14 protein-coding genes are annotated in these 15,732 nt (G+C 67.7%); 13 read left to right on the top strand and 1 reads right to left on the bottom strand.

The features are described 5' to 3' along the window. Positions 1–5: 5 nt before the first annotated feature. Positions 6–524 carry a nuclear transport factor 2 family protein gene (locus AC5Y7V_RS27935; protein ID WP_499883279.1) on the top strand — a complete coding sequence of 173 codons (519 nt, stop codon included), beginning with the start codon at positions 6–8 and terminating at the stop codon, positions 522–524. Between the two features lie 7 nt (positions 525–531). Further along, positions 532–1,626 (top strand): NAD-dependent epimerase/dehydratase family protein, encoded by a 1,095-nt coding sequence (locus AC5Y7V_RS27940; protein WP_499883280.1) that lies wholly within the window; start codon positions 532–534, stop codon positions 1,624–1,626. Positions 1,627–1,661: 35 nt separating this feature from the next. Here the strand turns inward: AC5Y7V_RS27940 and AC5Y7V_RS27945 are convergent, their stop codons facing one another. Beyond that, positions 1,662–2,633: an aldo/keto reductase gene (locus AC5Y7V_RS27945; protein WP_499883281.1), complete on the bottom strand. Its 972-nt coding sequence runs from the start codon at positions 2,631–2,633 to the stop codon at positions 1,662–1,664. A gap of 45 nt (positions 2,634–2,678) precedes the next feature. On the opposite strand from AC5Y7V_RS27945, the gene AC5Y7V_RS27950 reads away from it, so the two are divergent. From AC5Y7V_RS27950 to AC5Y7V_RS28000, 11 genes are all read left to right on the top strand, one after another. Continuing rightward, positions 2,679–4,028, top strand: coding sequence for an acyltransferase family protein (locus tag AC5Y7V_RS27950; RefSeq protein ID WP_499883282.1), 1,350 nt, complete (start codon positions 2,679–2,681; stop codon positions 4,026–4,028). Between the two features lie 154 nt (positions 4,029–4,182). Beyond that, positions 4,183–4,503 (top strand): hypothetical protein, encoded by a 321-nt coding sequence (locus tag AC5Y7V_RS27955; protein WP_499883283.1) that lies wholly within the window; start codon positions 4,183–4,185, stop codon positions 4,501–4,503. A gap of 77 nt (positions 4,504–4,580) precedes the next feature. Further along, positions 4,581–5,252 (top strand): TetR/AcrR family transcriptional regulator, encoded by a 672-nt coding sequence (locus AC5Y7V_RS27960; protein ID WP_499883284.1) that lies wholly within the window; start codon positions 4,581–4,583, stop codon positions 5,250–5,252. A gap of 587 nt (positions 5,253–5,839) precedes the next feature. Then, entirely contained in the window at positions 5,840–6,553 is a 714-nt protein-coding gene (locus AC5Y7V_RS27965) for an MlaE family ABC transporter permease (protein ID WP_369807206.1), read from the top strand. Then, positions 6,553–7,434, top strand: coding sequence for an MlaE family ABC transporter permease (locus AC5Y7V_RS27970; RefSeq protein WP_499883285.1), 882 nt, complete (start codon positions 6,553–6,555; stop codon positions 7,432–7,434). The genes AC5Y7V_RS27965 and AC5Y7V_RS27970 overlap by 1 nt, the downstream gene beginning before the upstream one ends. Before the next feature lie 6 nt (positions 7,435–7,440). Beyond that, positions 7,441–8,766: an MCE family protein gene (locus tag AC5Y7V_RS27975; protein WP_499883286.1), complete on the top strand. Its 1,326-nt coding sequence runs from the start codon at positions 7,441–7,443 to the stop codon at positions 8,764–8,766. Next, positions 8,763–9,803 (top strand): virulence factor Mce family protein, encoded by a 1,041-nt coding sequence (locus tag AC5Y7V_RS27980; protein ID WP_499883287.1) that lies wholly within the window; start codon positions 8,763–8,765, stop codon positions 9,801–9,803. Before AC5Y7V_RS27975 ends, AC5Y7V_RS27980 begins: the two co-directional genes overlap by 4 nt. Further along, on the top strand, positions 9,800–11,359 hold the full coding sequence (locus tag AC5Y7V_RS27985; RefSeq protein ID WP_499883288.1) for a virulence factor Mce family protein: 1,560 nt from the start codon (positions 9,800–9,802) through the stop codon (positions 11,357–11,359). Before AC5Y7V_RS27980 ends, AC5Y7V_RS27985 begins: the two co-directional genes overlap by 4 nt. Further along, positions 11,356–12,924, top strand: a complete 1,569-nt coding sequence (locus AC5Y7V_RS27990) for a virulence factor Mce family protein (RefSeq protein ID WP_499883289.1) — start codon at positions 11,356–11,358, stop codon at positions 12,922–12,924. Before AC5Y7V_RS27985 ends, AC5Y7V_RS27990 begins: the two co-directional genes overlap by 4 nt. Further along, on the top strand, positions 12,921–14,099 hold the full coding sequence (locus AC5Y7V_RS27995; protein ID WP_499883290.1) for a virulence factor Mce family protein: 1,179 nt from the start codon (positions 12,921–12,923) through the stop codon (positions 14,097–14,099). Before AC5Y7V_RS27990 ends, AC5Y7V_RS27995 begins: the two co-directional genes overlap by 4 nt. Then, a complete protein-coding gene (locus tag AC5Y7V_RS28000; protein WP_499883291.1) occupies positions 14,093–15,643 on the top strand; it encodes an MCE family protein in 1,551 nt (516 codons plus the stop codon). Before AC5Y7V_RS27995 ends, AC5Y7V_RS28000 begins: the two co-directional genes overlap by 7 nt. The last annotated feature ends 89 nt before the right edge of the window (positions 15,644–15,732 follow it).

The raw sequence follows: 15,732 nt of genomic DNA on the forward strand, positions 1-15,732 counted from the left end.
CCGCGATGACGGAGCGGACCGCCGAAGACAACGCCACCGCGCTGCTGGCGATCGAGGCCATCAAACAGCTCAAGGCCCGCTACTGCCGGTACCTCGACACCAAGGACTGGGCGGCGTGGCGGGCGCTGTTCGCCGACGACTTCGTCAGCGACACGTCCGAGGCGGGCGGCAAGCTGGTCGTCGGTGCGGACGACTTCGTGGCGTTCACCCGAAAGGGCATCGGACGTCCCGCGCAGGCGACGGCGCACCAGGTGCACGCGCCCGAGATCGAGCTGACCTCGGCAACGACCGCGCGCGGGGTGTGGGCGCTGCAGGATGTGGTCCGCTTCGGGCCGGGGGTGAGCCTGGTCGGGTACGGTCATTACCACGAGACCTACGAGAGCATCGACGGGCGCTGGATTATCAAGAGCTCCAAGCTGACTCGGCTGCGGGAAGACATCGTCACCCCGCTGTTCTCGATCTATATCTCTGATCGCATCCGGCGGGCAGCCACCAAGCTCGCCGGCCGATTGATGGAGCAGTGATACGCCGATGAGTGTTGGCACGATTCTGATCACCGGAGCGTTCGGCCAGGTCGGCAGGCGATGCGCGCAGATCCTGCTCGACCGGGGGCGCACCGTCGTCGCCACCGACCTGCGGACCGACAAGACGCTGGCCGCCGCGGCCGAGTTGTCCCAGGGCGACGGGCAACTGATCGAGGCCTACATCGACCTGCTGGACGCCGAGGCGGTCGGCGACCTGGTCGCGACCCATCGGCCCGAAGCGATCATTCACCTCGCCGCCGTCATTTCGCCGCCGTCGTATCGGAATCCCGCACTGGCCCGACGGGTCAACGTGGGGGGCACCGAGAACCTGCTGGCGGCCGCCGCCCGACTGCCCGATCCCCCGCTGTTCCTGATGGCGTCGAGCGCCGCGGTCTACGGGTCCCGCAACCCGTACCGCCATCCCGACCGGATCACCCCGGACACGCCGGTGTCGCCGATCGACCAGTACGGCGAGGACAAGGTGCTGGCCGAGGCGGCGATCCGGGCCAGCGTCCTGCCGTATGCGATGTTCCGGTTGGGCGGGGTGATTTCGCCGGACACCCAGGCGGGCATCAGCGGCGACCACCTGACCCTGATGCGGTCGATGCCCGGCGACAACCGCATCCACACGGTGGACGCGCGCGACGTGGCGCTGGCGTTCGCCAACGCCGTCGACCGCAAGGCCGCGATCGACGGCAAGGTGCTGCTGATCGGCGGCAACGAATCGTATGTGATGCTGCAGCGTGACCTCGAGGACGACCTGATGACCGCCGCCGGCCTGGGCCGGCTCGGCCCCTCGGCGAGCCTGCCCGGCGACCCCGGCGACGACCGCGGGTGGAGTTTCACCGGATGGTTTGACACCACGGAAGCCCAAGCGCTGCTTGACTTCCAAGAGCACGACTGGCATCAGACCACAGCGTGGATCGCTGAATCCCAGGGCCGCATGCGCCTCGTCCTGTGCGCGCTCGGCCCGATCCTGCGACCGGTGTTGCGCGCCCTCCTTCAGCTGCAGCGCCGGGCCGAGGGCCGGGGCCCGTACGCCGACCCGTGGGCGCTGATCGAGAAGAAGTACGGCCCGGCGGCGCTGGCCTCCTCGGAGTAGCGCGAACGGCTAACTGCGCGACGCGGATCGCGCAGCTACCGGTCGATCCAGCCCATCTGCGCCTCGGCGTGGTGGCCACCGACCGGCGGGGTGAGCCGGTCGATTCGCGCCAGTTGGTCGGGCGCGAGCTCGACGGCGTCGGCGGCGGCGTTCTCCTCGAGGCGGGTGACGCGCTTGGTCCCCGGAATCGGCACGATGTCAGGGCCTTTCGCGAGCAGCCACGCCAGCGCCACCTGGGCCGGGGTGGCGCCCACGTCGGCGGCGATGCCGCGCAGCTCGTCCGCGCTGCGCAAGTTGTGCTGGAAGTTCTCGTCGAAGAAGCGCGGGTTGGTCTTGCGGTAGTCGCTGTCGGGAAGCTCCCCATTCGAGCGGATGGCGCCGGTGAGAAACCCACGGCCGAGCGGCGAGTAGGCGACGAACCCGATGCCCAGTTCGCGTAGCACGTCGAGCACTCCGTCCTCGGGATCGCGGGTCCACACGGAGTATTCGGACTGCACGGCGGTGATGGGGTGCACGGCCTGGGCACGGCGGATGGTGTTGACGCCCACTTCGGAAAGACCGATGTGCCGGATCTTTCCGGCCGCCACCAGCTCGGCGAGGGCACCGATCGTGTCCTCGATCGGGGTGTCGCGATCGAGGCGGTGTTGGTAGTAGAGGTCGATGCGGTCGGTCGCCAGCCGCTTCAGGGAACCGTCGACGGCGATGCGGATGTTGGCGGGGCTGCTGTCGAGGCCGTTGCGGCCCGTGTGGGAGATCAGGCCGAACTTCGTTGCGAGCACCACCTGATCGCGCCGGCCCGCAAGGGCGCGGGCGACGAGTTCCTCGTTGACGTACGGGCCGTAGACCTCGGCGGTGTCGATCAGCGTGACGCCGAGGTCGATGGCACGATGGATGGTGCGGATGGATTCGGCGTCGTCGGTGCCGGCACCGGCATACGCGACGGACATGCCCATCGCGCCCAGGCCGAGGCGTCCGACTTCGAGTTCGGCGAGATGAGCCCGTTTCATCGCCCCATTGTGCGCCGGGCGACTCCCGGCCGTGGGAAAGGTACCGTGGCGCTCGTGCAAGACACCGCGCGGCCGGACCGCAATCTCGCGGCCGACTTCTATCGCGTGTCCGGTGTGGTGCTCATCGTGCTGGGGCATTGGTTGGCCGGCTCGGTGACCTATCACGACGGATCTTTCGGCCGGCAGAACCCGCTGGTCGACATACCTTGGACCCAGTGGCTGACCTGGCCCTTCCAGGCCGTCCCGACTTTTTTTCTGGTCGCCGGCTACGCGGGCGCGTTGTCCTGGACGCATCGGCACGAGACCGACGGCGTGTCGCGCCAGGCCTGGCTTCGGCACCGCCTGGCCCGGGTGCTGGGCCCGACGGCGGCTTACGTCGCGCTGATCTCGGTGGTGGTGGCCGCGCTCGACGCCGGCCACGTGGCCGGCACGACGCTGGAGTACGCGGGCTGGGCGGTCGCCATGCATCTGTGGTTCCTGGCCGTGTACCTGATCGTGGTGTCGCTGACCCCGATTGCGGTTGCGGCACATCGGCGTTGGGGGCTCCTGGCGCCAGCGGCGCTGGCGCTGGGCGTGGTGGCGGTGGACGCCCTTTCGATCGGTGCCCACGTGCACAATCTTGGCTGGGTCAACTACCTGCTGTGCTGGGGCACCTTCTACCAGCTCGGGATCGCTTGGCGCGGAGGGCTACTGGGCGGTCGCCGGCCGGTGCTGCTGGCCGCCTCGTCGGCGATCGCGCTAGCGCTGCTGATCGGGCTGGGGATCTATCCGGTGAGCATGATCGGCGTTCCCGGGCAGACGATCGATAACACGACGCCGCCCACCGCGGCACTGCTGGCCTTCGGATGCGCCCAGGGCGGATTGGCGATAACGCTGGCGCCCGCGCTGAACCGAGCGCTCCGTGCCGACCGGATCAAGCGGGCGCTGGCCATCGGAAACAACAACGTGATGGCGCTCTACCTCTGGCACATGATCCCGGTCGTGATCGTCGCGATCGTCGCGTATCCGGCGGGCCTGCTGCCCCAACCGCCGGAGGGTAGCGGGGCATGGTGGCTGGCCCGACTGGAATGGGTGGTCGTCCTCGGGGTGGTGACGGCGATCGAGCTCGTGTTGTTGTGGTCGCTGCGCCGCCTTTTCGCGGCCCCGCTGCCCATGCTCGGTACGCCCTTCACGGAACGCTGGGGTGAGGTGTTCATGCTGGTGGGCGCCGCGCTGGCGGCCGCTGGCCTGCATTTCTTCGCCTACGCGGGGTTCGCGCCGGACGGCCGCCTACCATGGGTGACCGCGGTGCTCTTTGCCGCCGGGGTGGTGCTGGTGGCGCTTCGCCCGTCGAAGGCCGATTATGCGGTCGATCCGGCACCGCCGGCCGGAGGGACTCGAGCGCGAGGGCGTTGACGGCCTCGGCCCTTTTCGCAAGCGACTTACGACCTCATCAGAGGGGCCGTTATGCCCTGGTCGGAGGCGGTATCGGGGAGAAGCGTCTGTGGCAGGTCCGCAGCGTTCGAGCACCCGGACCGCACGGAGACACCCTCGCTAAGGGAGTACGCAGATGTTAGACAGCCTCGCGGTCACCAACAACCACGGACCCGAACGGCGCACCCAGGAATCCGATGCCGAACTACTGCAGGAGTCCGGTGTGCACAAGCTCGTCGTTCTCGACCGCGACGGCAACTGCCTGGCGTTCGTATTGGCTTGGGACGGCTTCGAATACGACGAGGAGACGGACGCCTACGTGTGCGTCGCCGACCGCGATGGCAGGGAACTGCTGACCGTGTACACCGCGGGCGAGATCAACTCGGCCCCCGGCGAGAACATGTACGTCGTGACGGCGCCGGACGGATCAGCCGCCGGACGCCGCGGGCCCCGCTGACAAACCGTTACCTGTATTCGCGTCGCCGAACGCTATGATAGACCGTTCGTACGGTTAGTTATGCCGAAGGGTTCAAGATGCCCAGGTCGCCTGGCAGGCGCAGCGAGATTCTGGACGCGTTCGTCCGCTATGTCGCCGAACGTGGCTATGACAGAACGAATATCGGTGACATCGCCGACGAACTCGGCATGTCGAAGGGCACGATCGTTCATCACTTCGGCACCAAGGCCCAGATGTTGCGCGAGCTCGAAGAGACCCATCTGGCCCTCCAGCTCGATGTGTTGCGGATGGTGTGGGATCGCCTGGCCGCGCCGCACGAGCGCATCGCCGCGATCATTTACGCGTCCGCACTGCTGCAGGTGAGCGCCCGGCACGCGACGGTGGCGAGCCAGCGCGAGGTGGTTCAGCTCTCCGACGACCCGGCGATGCAGCACGTGCGCAAGCTGCGGGATCAATTGCAAACACACGCGGTTGACGAAATCCGCAACGGGATAGACGTCGGCGTGTTCCGAAGCGTGGACGTCGAATTGGCGGCGCTGCAGCTGTGGGGATCGCTCGAATGGATGTGGGTATGGTTCGATCCCGCCGATTCCCGGACACCCGAGCAAGTCGGCGCGGCTTTCGTCGACGTGTTCCTCGGCGGGCTCCTACTCGACCGCCTCGGGCTCAGCAAGTGGACGAATCCGTCAACCGGCGTCGTCTCGGTGGTGCGCGAGTGCCTCGCCGCGGTCACGGCCGGCGGGCGCTGACGGCCGCTCGGCGGAACGCTTTGCGCGGGAGCCTAATTCGCCGGTAGGCGACGCGATACGTGCCGCCGAGCCGACGGCGCTGCGGCCAACGGGGAAAAGAGCAAAAGCCCTGGTAAAACCCGACGATCTGCGGATCGGCGACCGATGCTGGCTAAAACGGGCGACATTTGCGATTTATTGACCGCACGTACGGTCTAATGCGATAGTTGCAGCGTGGCGCAAACGATGGCGGCGTGGGGCCGACGGGCGGGGACCGGGACCGCCGCGTGGGACGACCACGGTCTCGGCGTGCGCCTCCGCTGCGACCGGCCAGCATCGCGACTCAATTCGCCCTCGAAATACCGTCTGCTGCAACAGTTTCCGTTGCTTTGTCACGCCACGAGCGAGTTGGTGAATCGGAACCACGCCCGACGCCCGCTCCTCTCCCCCGCGCCGCCGCGAGGCTCACTCGAAGGGCCGGCCGCGGAGTCGCTATTCGCTGCGCATTCGCCAGAGGGGCCGCGCCCATGACGACCACGCACTCGTTTGCCGGCAAAGTGGGCCAACGGATCCGGCCGGGGACGGAGGTGGCCGGCGGGTTCTTCCGGATGTGCGTGCTGACCGGTAAGGCCCTGAAGCAGCCGTTCGAGTGGCGCGAGTTCATCTGGACGGGCTGGTTCCTGATGCGGGTATCGCTGCTGCCCACCATCGCGGTGTCCATCCCGGAGACCGTGCTGCTCATCTTCACGCTCAACCTGCTGCTGGCCGAGATCGGCGCCGCCGACGTCTCCGGTGCCGGCGCCGCGATCGGCGCGGTCACCCAGCTCGGCCCGATCGTGACCGTGCTGGTGGTCGCCGGCGCCGGGGGCACCGCCATCTGCGCCGACCTGGGCGCCCGCACCATCCGCGAGGAGATCGACGCCCTCGAGGTGCTCGGCATTGACCCGATCCACCGGCTGGTGGTGCCGCGCGTCGTCGCCTCGACGATGGTCGCGGTGCTGCTCAATGGCCTCGTCGTCGCCGTCGGCCTGGGCGGTGGCTACCTGTTCAGCGTTTACCTGCAGAACGTTTCGAGCGGTGCCTACCTCTCGACGTTGACGGCGCTGACCGGCCTGCCCGAGGTGGTGATCGCGTTCATCAAGGCCGCGACGTTCGGGCTGATCGCCGGCCTCGTCGGCTGCTACCGCGGCCTGATCGTCCGTGGCGGATCCAAGGGTCTGGGGACCGCCGTCAACGAGACGGTGGTGCTCTGCTTCATCGCCCTGTTCGCCGTCAACGCGGCCCTGACCACCATCGGTGTCCGGTTCGGAACGGGCCGCTGATGACCGCCACTTCAACTTCAGCAGCACCGTCCACACTGCGGGTCCGCTTCACGCGGGACAGCCTCAGTCGATACGGGGAGGCCCCGGTCCGTGCGCTGGTGGAGATCGGGCAGATGGTCTGGTTCGCGCTGACCGCCGTCGGGCAGATCCCCTTCGCGATGCGCCGCTACCACAAAGAGATGTTGCGGATGGTCGCCCAGATGGGGATGGGCACCGGCGCCATGGCCGTCGTCGGTGGCACCGCCGCCATCGTCGGCTTCATCACCCTGTCCGCGGGGTCGCTGGTCGCCATCCAGGGCTACGCGACGCTGGGCAACATCGGTGTCGAGGCGTTCACCGGGTTCTTGGCCGCCCTGGTCAACGTGCGGTTCGTGGCGCCGGTGGCCGCCGGTCAGGCGCTGGCCGCGACGGTCGGTGCCGGCGCCACCGCGGAACTGGGCGCGATGCGCATCAGCGAGGAGATCGACGCGCTGGAGGTGATGAGCATCCGGTCGGTCGCCTTCCTGGCGTCCACGCGGGTGGTGGCGGGCCTCGTCGTCATCATCCCGCTCTACGGGTTGGCGATCACCCTGGCCTTCGTGTCCCAGCAGGTCACGACCGTTTTCTTCTACGGGCAGTCCGCCGGCACGTACAACCACTACTTCCACACGTTCCTGCGTCTCAACGACGTCGGCTGGTCGTTCGCGGAGGTGATCCTGGTCGCGGTGGTCGTGATGACCACGCACTGCTACTACGGCTACACCGCCAGCGGCGGTCCGGTCGGCGTCGGTGAAGCCGTCGGCAGGTCGATGCGGCTGTCATTGATCACGATCGTCGTCGTCGTCGTGCTGACCGCGATGGCGGTCTACGGCAAAAGCCCGAACTTCAACCTCACCGTGTAGCCGCCCATGACGACCCCGACAGCCCCGGCCCCGCAGATCAAGGACCATCCACCACGGATCCCGCCGTACAAGACGGCGGCCGCGGTGTTCTTGGTGGTCGCCGCGGTGGTGTTGTCGTTCGTGTGGCTGCAGTTCCGGGGCCGGCTCACGCCGAAGACGCCGCTGACGATGGTGGCCCCCCGGTCGGGTTTGGTGATGGATCCGAATTCGAAGGTCACCTACAACGGCGTGGAAATCGGCCGGGTGGCCAGCATTTCGCAGATCCAGCGCGACGGCGTGCCGGCGGCCAAGTTCGTGTTGGACGTCGAACCCAAGTACATCGACCTGATTCCGGCCAACGTGGAGGCCAACATCAAGGCGACCACGGTGTTCGGCAACAAATATGTGTCGTTGACCTCCCCGAAAAACCCGACACCGCAACGTGTTACGACGCAACAGGTGATCGAGGCGCGGTCGGTGACGACGGAGTTCAACACGTTGTTCGGGACGATCACCTCGATCGCGGACAAGGTGGACCCGGTCAAGGTGAACCTCACGCTGGCCGCGGCCGCACAGGCATTGACCGGGCTTGGTGACAAGTTCGGGCAATCGATCGTCAACGGCAACGCCATCCTCGACGACATCAATCCGCAGATGCCGCAGATCCGCCACGACATTGCGCGGCTGGCGGCCCTGGGCGACACCTACGCGAACGCCGCGCCCGATCTGCTGGACTCGCTCAACCACGCGGTGGTGACGGCGCGCACGCTGCACCGCCAGGAGGCCGACCTGGACGCCGCGTTGCTGGCCGCGGCCGGGCTGGGCAACACCGGTGAAGACATCTTCGCCCGCGGTGGGCCCTACTTCCAGCGCGGCGTCGCGGATTTGCTGCCCACCGCCCAGCTGCTCGACACCTACAGCCCCGAATTCTTCTGCACCATCCGCAACTACTACGACGAGGAACCCGCGGCCTTCGCGACCACCGGCGGCGGCAACGGCTACGCGCTGAGAACCATGACCGAGCTGACGTCGGGCCTGGGCGGCATCCTGACGCTCCCGGGGCTGGCCGGCACCGTGGCCACCATGGGGCTGCTCGGGCTGGCCGGGCTGGTGGGCGGGGCGCCGAATCCCTATGTGTTCCCGGACAATCTGCCGCGGGTGAACGCTCGCGGCGGCCCCGGGGGCGCGCCGGGTTGCTGGCAGGCCATCACGCATGACCTGTGGCCCGCGCCCGAGCTGGTGCTGGACACCGGGGCAAGCCTCGCGCCGTACAACCACCTGGATACCGGCTCCCCGTACGCCATCGAGTACGTCTGGGGCCGCCAAGTCGGGGACAACACGATCAACCCATGAAACTCACCGGCTCCGCCATCAAGCTCGCCATCGTCTCGTTGGTGCTGTCACTGATCACCGTCTCGATCGTGGTCGTGTTCGCTCAGCTGCGCTTCAACCGCACCAACACCTATACCGCGGAGTTCACCAATGCCAGCGGCCTCAAGGACGGCCAGTTCGTCCGCGCCTCGGGAGTGGAGGTCGGCAAGGTCAAGAAGGTGCGGCTGGTCGACGGCGGCCGCAAGGCACAGGTGGACTTCGCCGTCGACCGCTCGATTCCGCTCTACCAGTCGACGACGGCCCAGATCCGCTACCTCGACCTGTTCGCCAACCGCTTCCTGGAACTCAAACGCGGCGACGGGGCGGGCGCCGACCGCGTGCTGCCGCCGGGCGGATTCATCCCGCTGGCCCGAACGTCACCGGCATTGGATCTCGACGCCCTGATCGGGGGCTTCAAACCCCTGTTCCGCGCACTGGATCCGGAAAAGGTCAACACCATCGCGTCGGCGATCATCACCGTGTTCCAGGGTCAGGGCGGCACCATCAACGACATCCTCGACCAGACCGCGCAGCTGACCTCACACCTCGCTGAACGCGACGAGGCGATCGGCGAGGTGGTCAAGAACCTGAATGTGGTGCTGGACACCACGGTTCGGCATCGCAAGGAGTTCGACCAGACCGTCGACAACTTCGAGCGGTTGATCACCGGGCTGGAAAACCACGCCGACCCGCTGGCCGCCGGCACCGCGAACATCAGCAACGCCGCCGGCACGGTGGCCAACCTGCTGGCCGACAACCGCGCCCTGCTGCACAAGGAGATCGACTACCTGCAGGCCCTCCAGCAGCCGCTCGTCGACCAGAAGGATCAGCTGGGCGACCTGATCCACAAGACGCCGACCGCACTCAACCTGATCGGACGCAGCATCGGCCTGTACGGCGACTGGGTGAACTTCTATCTCTGTGACCTGACGATCAAGTGGAACGGGCTGCAGGCCGGCGGTCCGGTCCGGACGGTCAGGATCTGGCAGCAACCCACCGGCAGGTGCTCGCCGCAATGAGAACGCTCACCGAATTCAACCGCAGCCGTGTGGGTCTCATGGGCATCACGGTGCTGATTCTCGGCGTCATCGTCGGCCAGAGCTTCACCAGCGTGCCGATGATCTTCGCCAGTCCGAGCTTCTACGGTCAATTCACCGACACCGGTCAACTGAACAAGGGCGACAAGGTGCGGATCACCGGCGTGAATGTCGGCAAGGTGGAGTCCTTCGACATCGACGGCGACCACGTGCTGATCAAGTTCAACATCGGCGCCAACACCATCGGCACCGAGAGCCGGCTCGCGATCAAGACCGACACCATCCTGGGCAAGAAAGTTCTCGAGATCGAGCCGCGCGGTAACCAGACATTGCGGCCGGGAAGCGTCTTGCCGCTGAGCCAAAGCACCACGCCCTATCAGCTCTACGACGCGAACTTCGACATCACCAGGGCCGCCGCCGGGTGGGACATCGACACCGTCAAGCGGTCGCTGAACGTCTTGACGGAGACCATCGACCAGACCTACCCACACCTGAGCGCCACGCTCGACGGTTTGACCAAATTCTCCGACACCATCGGCAAGCGCGACGAACAGATCAAGCACCTGCTCGCCCAGGCCCACCAGGTGGCCGGCGTGCTCGGTGACCGCAGCGAGCAGATCAACCGGCTGCTGGTCAACGCGAAGACGCTGCTGGCCGCGTTCAACCAGCGCGGCCGGGCCATCGACGCCCTGCTGCAAAACGTTTCCGCCTTCTCGACCCAGGTGCAGGGGTTCATCAACGACAACCCGAGCCTCAACCCCGTGCTGGAGCAGTTGCACGCCATCACCGACGTGCTGGTGGCACGCAAGGACGACCTGGCCCAAACCCTCACGTACGTCAGCCAATTCGCCGCATCGCTGGGGGAATCCGTCGCTTCGGGACCGTACTTCAAGATCGTCCTGTCCAACCTGCTGCCGTACTGGATCCTGCAGCCGTTCGTCGACGCCGCCTTTAAGAAGCGCGGTATCGACCCCGAGGACTTCTGGCGCAGCGCCGGGCTGCCCGAATTCCGCTGGCCCGACCCGAACGGGACCCGGTTCCCCAACGGGGCGCCACCGCCGGCGCCTCCGGTGCTGGAGGGCACGCCGGACCATCCGGGACCGGCCGTCCCGCCGGGTACGGCGTGCTCGTACACCCCACCGGCCGACGCGCTGCCGCGGCCGTGGAACCCGTTGCCGTGCACGGGCGTAAACGTCGGCCCGTTCGGCGGCAGCTTCCCGGCGCCGATCGACGTGCAGGGCTCGCCGCCCAACCCGAACGGCCTGCCCCCGACGCCGGGGATCGCGATAGCCGGGCGTCCGGGTGAACCGCCCCCGGACGTGCCGGGCACGCCGGTGCCGCTGCCCACCCAGGCGCCGCCGGGGGCGCGCACCGAGAACCTGCAACCCGCCGGCCCCCCGCCGCCGCCGTCGACCTTCGCGCCCGGCCTGCCACCGGGGCCGCCCGCGCCCCCCGGACCCGGAAATCAGCTGCCGGCCCCGTTCATCAACCCCGGCGGCACGGGTGGCAGCGGCATCACGGGAGGTAACCAGAATTGAGTGCCGTCAACACATTTCGTAACCTGCGCGCCCGGCGGGTCATCGGGGTGCTGGTGGTGGCGCTGGCTCTGCTCGCCGGATACCTCGGTTTGCAGCTCTACAACAAGCTGACCACCAACACCGTCGTCGCGTACTTCCCGCAGGCGAACGCGCTCTACGCCGGGGACAAGGTCCAGATCATGGGCGTCCGCGTCGGCGCGGTCGACAAGATCGAGCCGGCCGGCGACAAGATGAGGGTGACGTTCCACTACAACAACAAATACAAGGTGCCCGCCAACGCGTCCGCCGTGATCGTGAACCCAACCCTGGTGGCGTCGCGCAACATTCAGTTGGAACCGCCCTACAAGGGCGGCCCGGTGATGGGCGACAACGCGGTCATCCCCATCGAACGCACGCAGGTCCCGACGGAGTGGGACCAACTGAGCCAGAGCGTCGCCAACGTCATCAACAAGTTGGGCCCGACACCCGAGCAGCCAAAGGGCCCGTTCGGCGACGCCATCGAGTCGTTCGCCGACGGGCTGGCCGGCAAGGGCAAGCAGATCAACGCCACGCTGAACAGCCTGTCGCGGGCGTTGACCGCGTTGAACGAGGGCCGCGGCGACTTCTTCGCGGTCGTGCGCAGCCTGGCGCAGTTCGTCAACGCCCTACACAAAGACGACCAGCAGTTCGTCGCGCTGAACCAGAACCTGGCGCAGTTCACCGACAAGCTGACCGGGTCCGATCGTGAGCTGGCCACTGCGATACAGCAATTCGATTCCCTGCTCGGCACGCTGCGCCCCTTCCTGGACAAGAACCGCGGCGTGCTTACCACCGATATCAACAACCTCGCCACCCTGACCAACACGCTGGTCCAGCCCGATCCGCTGAACGGCCTGGAGACGGCCCTGCACGTCCTGCCGACGCTGGAGACGAACCTCAGCCAGATCTACCACCCGTCGCACGGCGCGGTCATGTCCATCCCGGCGATCCCCAACTTCGCGAACCCGATGCAGTTCGTCTGCAGCATGATTCAGGCCGGCAGCCGGCTGGGCTATCAGGATTCCGCCGAACTGTGCGCGCAATACCTGGCGCCGGTCCTCGACGCGATCAAGTTCAACTACCTGCCCTTCGGGCTGAACCTGTTCAGCACCGCCGAGACGCTGCCGAAGGAAGTCGCCTACTCGGAGCCCCGGCTGCACCCGCCGAACGGGTTCAAGGACACGACCGTGCCCGGGATCTGGGTGCCCGATACCCCGTTGTCGCACCGCAACACCCAGCCCGGCTGGGTCGTCGCCCCGGGGATGCAGGGCCAGCAGGTGGGACCGATCACCGCCGGCCTGTTGACCCCCGACTCGCTCGCCGAACTCATGGGCGGCCCGGACATCGCACCCCCGCAGTCGGGCCTGCAGACGCCACCGGGACCGCCGAACGCCTATGACGAAAACCCCGTGCTGCCGCCCATCGGCGTGCGCGCCCCGCAGGTGCCGATCCCGCCGCCGGCGCCCGGACCCGGCGTGATTCCCGGACCGGTCGCACCGACACCCCCGCCCGCCGAGGCGGCCGCATCGGCGGGACTGGGATCGTGAACGCGCTGCGCGCCTTCGGCATTCGCGCCCGGCACCGGGCGCGGCAGGCGGTTGCACTCCTGGTCGCCACCGCCGCGCTGACGTCGTGCGCGAAGTGGCACGGCATCGCGAACGTGCCGATGCCCGGCGGCCCGGGCAGCGGGCCCGGCTCCTACGTCATCTACGTGCAGATGCCCGACACGCTCGCGCTGAACGACAACAGCCGGGTGCGTGTGGCCGACGTCTTCGTCGGCACGGTGCGCGCGATCGCTCTGAAGAACTGGGTGGCCACGCTGACGCTGCGGGTGGACAAGAGCGTCAAGTTGCCGCGGAACGCCACCGCCAAGATCGGGCAGACCAGCCTGCTGGGCTCTCAGCACATCGAGCTCGCCGCGCCGCCCAACCCGTCGCCGGAGCCGCTTAAGCCGGGCGACACCATCCCGCTGCAAAACGCGTCCGCGTACCCCACCACCGAGCAGACGCTGGCCAGTCTCGCCATGATCCTGCGCGGGGGCGGCATCCCGAACCTGGAAACGCTGCAGAACGAGGTCTACAACATCGTGCACGGGCGGGCCGACCAGATCCGCGACTTCCTGGGCAAGCTGGACACGTTCACCGCCCGGCTCAACGAGCAGACCGACGACATCACCCGAGCCATCGACTCCACCAACCGGCTGCTTGCCTACGTGGGTCCCCGCTCGGACGTCATTGATCGGGTCCTCACCGAATTCCCGCCCCTGCTCAAGCATTTCGCCGACAAACAGAACCTTTTGATAAACGCGGTCGACGCGACTGGACGGCTCAGCCAGGTCGCCGACCAGTACCTGTCCGCCTCCCGGGGCGATCTGCACCAGGACCTGCTGGCGCTGCAGTGCCCGTTGCGGGAGCTGGGCCGGGCCGCGCCGTATCTGATCCGCGCGCTCAAGCTGATCCTCGTTCGGCCGTTCGACATCGACGCCGTGCCGAAGGCGTTCCGCGGCGACTACTTCAACCTGTCGCTGACCCTCGACCTGACCATGAGCTCCGTCGACAACGCGATCCTCACCGGCACGGGATTCTCCGGAGCGCTGCGCGCGCTCGAGCAATCGTGGGGCCGCGACCCCGAAACGATGATCCCCGACGTCCGCTACACGCCGAACCCGAACGACGCCCCGGGCGGGCCGCTGGTGGAAAGGGCGGACAGAGGCCAATGCTGACCCCCTTCATCAAGCGTCAGCTGATCCTGTTCGCCATCCTGAGCCTCGTCACCGCGGTCGTGCTGGGCGGGTATTACCTGCAGATTCCCACGGCGGCGGGGATCGGCCAGTACACGCTTGCGGCGGATCTGCCGGCGTCGGGCGGTCTGTACAAGACGGCCAACGTGGCTTACCGCGGCGAAACGATCGGCAGGGTCACCGACGTCCAGCCGACCCAGTCGGGCGCGCGGGTGACCATGAGCATCGCCGACCGCTTCAAGATCCCGATTGACGCGACGGCCAACGTGCACTCGGTGTCGGCGGTCGGTGAGCAGTACATCGACCTGGTCTCGCTCGGCAACCCGGGCAAGTACTTCCAGCCGGGTCAGACCATCACCAAGGGCACCATACCCACCGACATCGGTCCGGCGCTGGACGCCGCGAACCGCGGGCTGGCCGCGCTGCCCAAGGAGAAGATCTCCTCGTTGCTCGACGAAACCGCCCAGGCCGTAGGCGGATTGGGGCCCGCGCTGCAACGGCTGGTCGACGCGACGCAGGCGATCGCCGGGGATTTCAAGACCAATATCGGTGACGTCAACGACATCATCCAGAACTCCGGGCCGATCATCGACAGCCAGGTCAATTCGGGTGACTCGATCCAGCGGTGGTCGCACAACCTGGACATCCTGGCCGCGCAGAGCGCGGAAAACGACCAGCATGTGCAGAGCATCCTGACGCAGGGCGCGCCGACGGCCGATCAGGTCAACGCGGTGTTCGGCGACGTCCGCGAATCGCTGCCGCAGACGCTGGCGAATCTCGAGATCGTGCTGGACATGCTCAAGCGCTACCACAAGGGCGTCGAGCAATTGCTGGTCTCCTACCCGCAGGGCGCCTCGGAGGGCCAGACGGTGACGACGCCTTTCCCGGGCTACGCGTCGCTCGGCACGTCGCTGACGATCAACCAGCCGCCGCCGTGCCTGACCGGGTTCCTCCCCGCGCCACAGTGGCGGTCGCCGGCGGACACCAGCCTGGCGCCGATGCCGTCCGGAACCTATTGCAAGATCCCGCAGGACGCCCCGGCCAACGCCGTCCGCGGGGCGCGCAACCTCCCCTGTGTCGATGTTCCCGGCAAACGCGCCGCGACGCCGCGGGAGTGCCGCGACTCCAAACCGTACGTCCCGGCGGGCACCAACCCGTGGTACGGCGACCCGAACCAGATCCTGACCTGTCCGGCGCCCGCGGCGCGCTGCGATCAACCGGTCAAGCCGGGCCAGGTGATACCCGCGCCGTCGGTCAACAACGGCATGAACCCCGCGCCCTCCGACCGGGTGCCCGGGACTCCGCCGCCGGTCAGCGACCCGTTGCAGCGCCCGGGGTCGGGGACCGTCCAGTGCAATGGGCAGCAGCCGAACCCCTGCGTGTACACCCCGGGCGGCCCTCCCGCGGCCGTCTACAGCCCGCAGAGCGGGGAACTGGTCGGGCCCGACGGCGTCAAGTACGCCGTGGAAAACTCCACCAAAACCGGGGACGACGGGTGGAAGGACATGCTGGCGCCGCCCGGTTAATGCGAATCCGGTGAATTTGGCTGGCCTAGAACGCCTTTGGATTTGGTTTCGGCTCCCGGACGGGCGGACCCCCGCCCTCCCCCGCATGC

The organism is Mycobacterium sp. NGS34, from assembly GCF_059812845.1.

Excerpts from the sequence above, each read along its gene's own strand:
- AC5Y7V_RS27955 (WP_499883283.1), top strand. The coding sequence starts at position 4,183 with ATGTTAGACAGCCTCGCGGTCACCAACAACCACGGACCCGAACGGCGC.
- AC5Y7V_RS27970 (WP_499883285.1), top strand. The coding sequence starts at position 6,553 with ATGACCGCCACTTCAACTTCAGCAGCACCGTCCACACTGCGGGTCCGC.
- AC5Y7V_RS28000 (WP_499883291.1), top strand. The coding sequence starts at position 14,093 with ATGCTGACCCCCTTCATCAAGCGTCAGCTGATCCTGTTCGCCATCCTG.
- AC5Y7V_RS27935 (WP_499883279.1), top strand. The coding sequence starts at position 6 with ATGACGGAGCGGACCGCCGAAGACAACGCCACCGCGCTGCTGGCGATC.
- AC5Y7V_RS27940 (WP_499883280.1), top strand. The coding sequence starts at position 532 with ATGAGTGTTGGCACGATTCTGATCACCGGAGCGTTCGGCCAGGTCGGC.
- AC5Y7V_RS27980 (WP_499883287.1), top strand. The coding sequence starts at position 8,763 with ATGAAACTCACCGGCTCCGCCATCAAGCTCGCCATCGTCTCGTTGGTG.
- AC5Y7V_RS27975 (WP_499883286.1), top strand. The coding sequence starts at position 7,441 with ATGACGACCCCGACAGCCCCGGCCCCGCAGATCAAGGACCATCCACCA.
- AC5Y7V_RS27945 (WP_499883281.1), bottom strand. The coding sequence starts at position 2,633 with ATGAAACGGGCTCATCTCGCCGAACTCGAAGTCGGACGCCTCGGCCTG.
- AC5Y7V_RS27965 (WP_369807206.1), top strand. The coding sequence starts at position 5,840 with ATGTGCGTGCTGACCGGTAAGGCCCTGAAGCAGCCGTTCGAGTGGCGC.
- AC5Y7V_RS27985 (WP_499883288.1), top strand. The coding sequence starts at position 9,800 with ATGAGAACGCTCACCGAATTCAACCGCAGCCGTGTGGGTCTCATGGGC.
- AC5Y7V_RS27960 (WP_499883284.1), top strand. The coding sequence starts at position 4,581 with ATGCCCAGGTCGCCTGGCAGGCGCAGCGAGATTCTGGACGCGTTCGTC.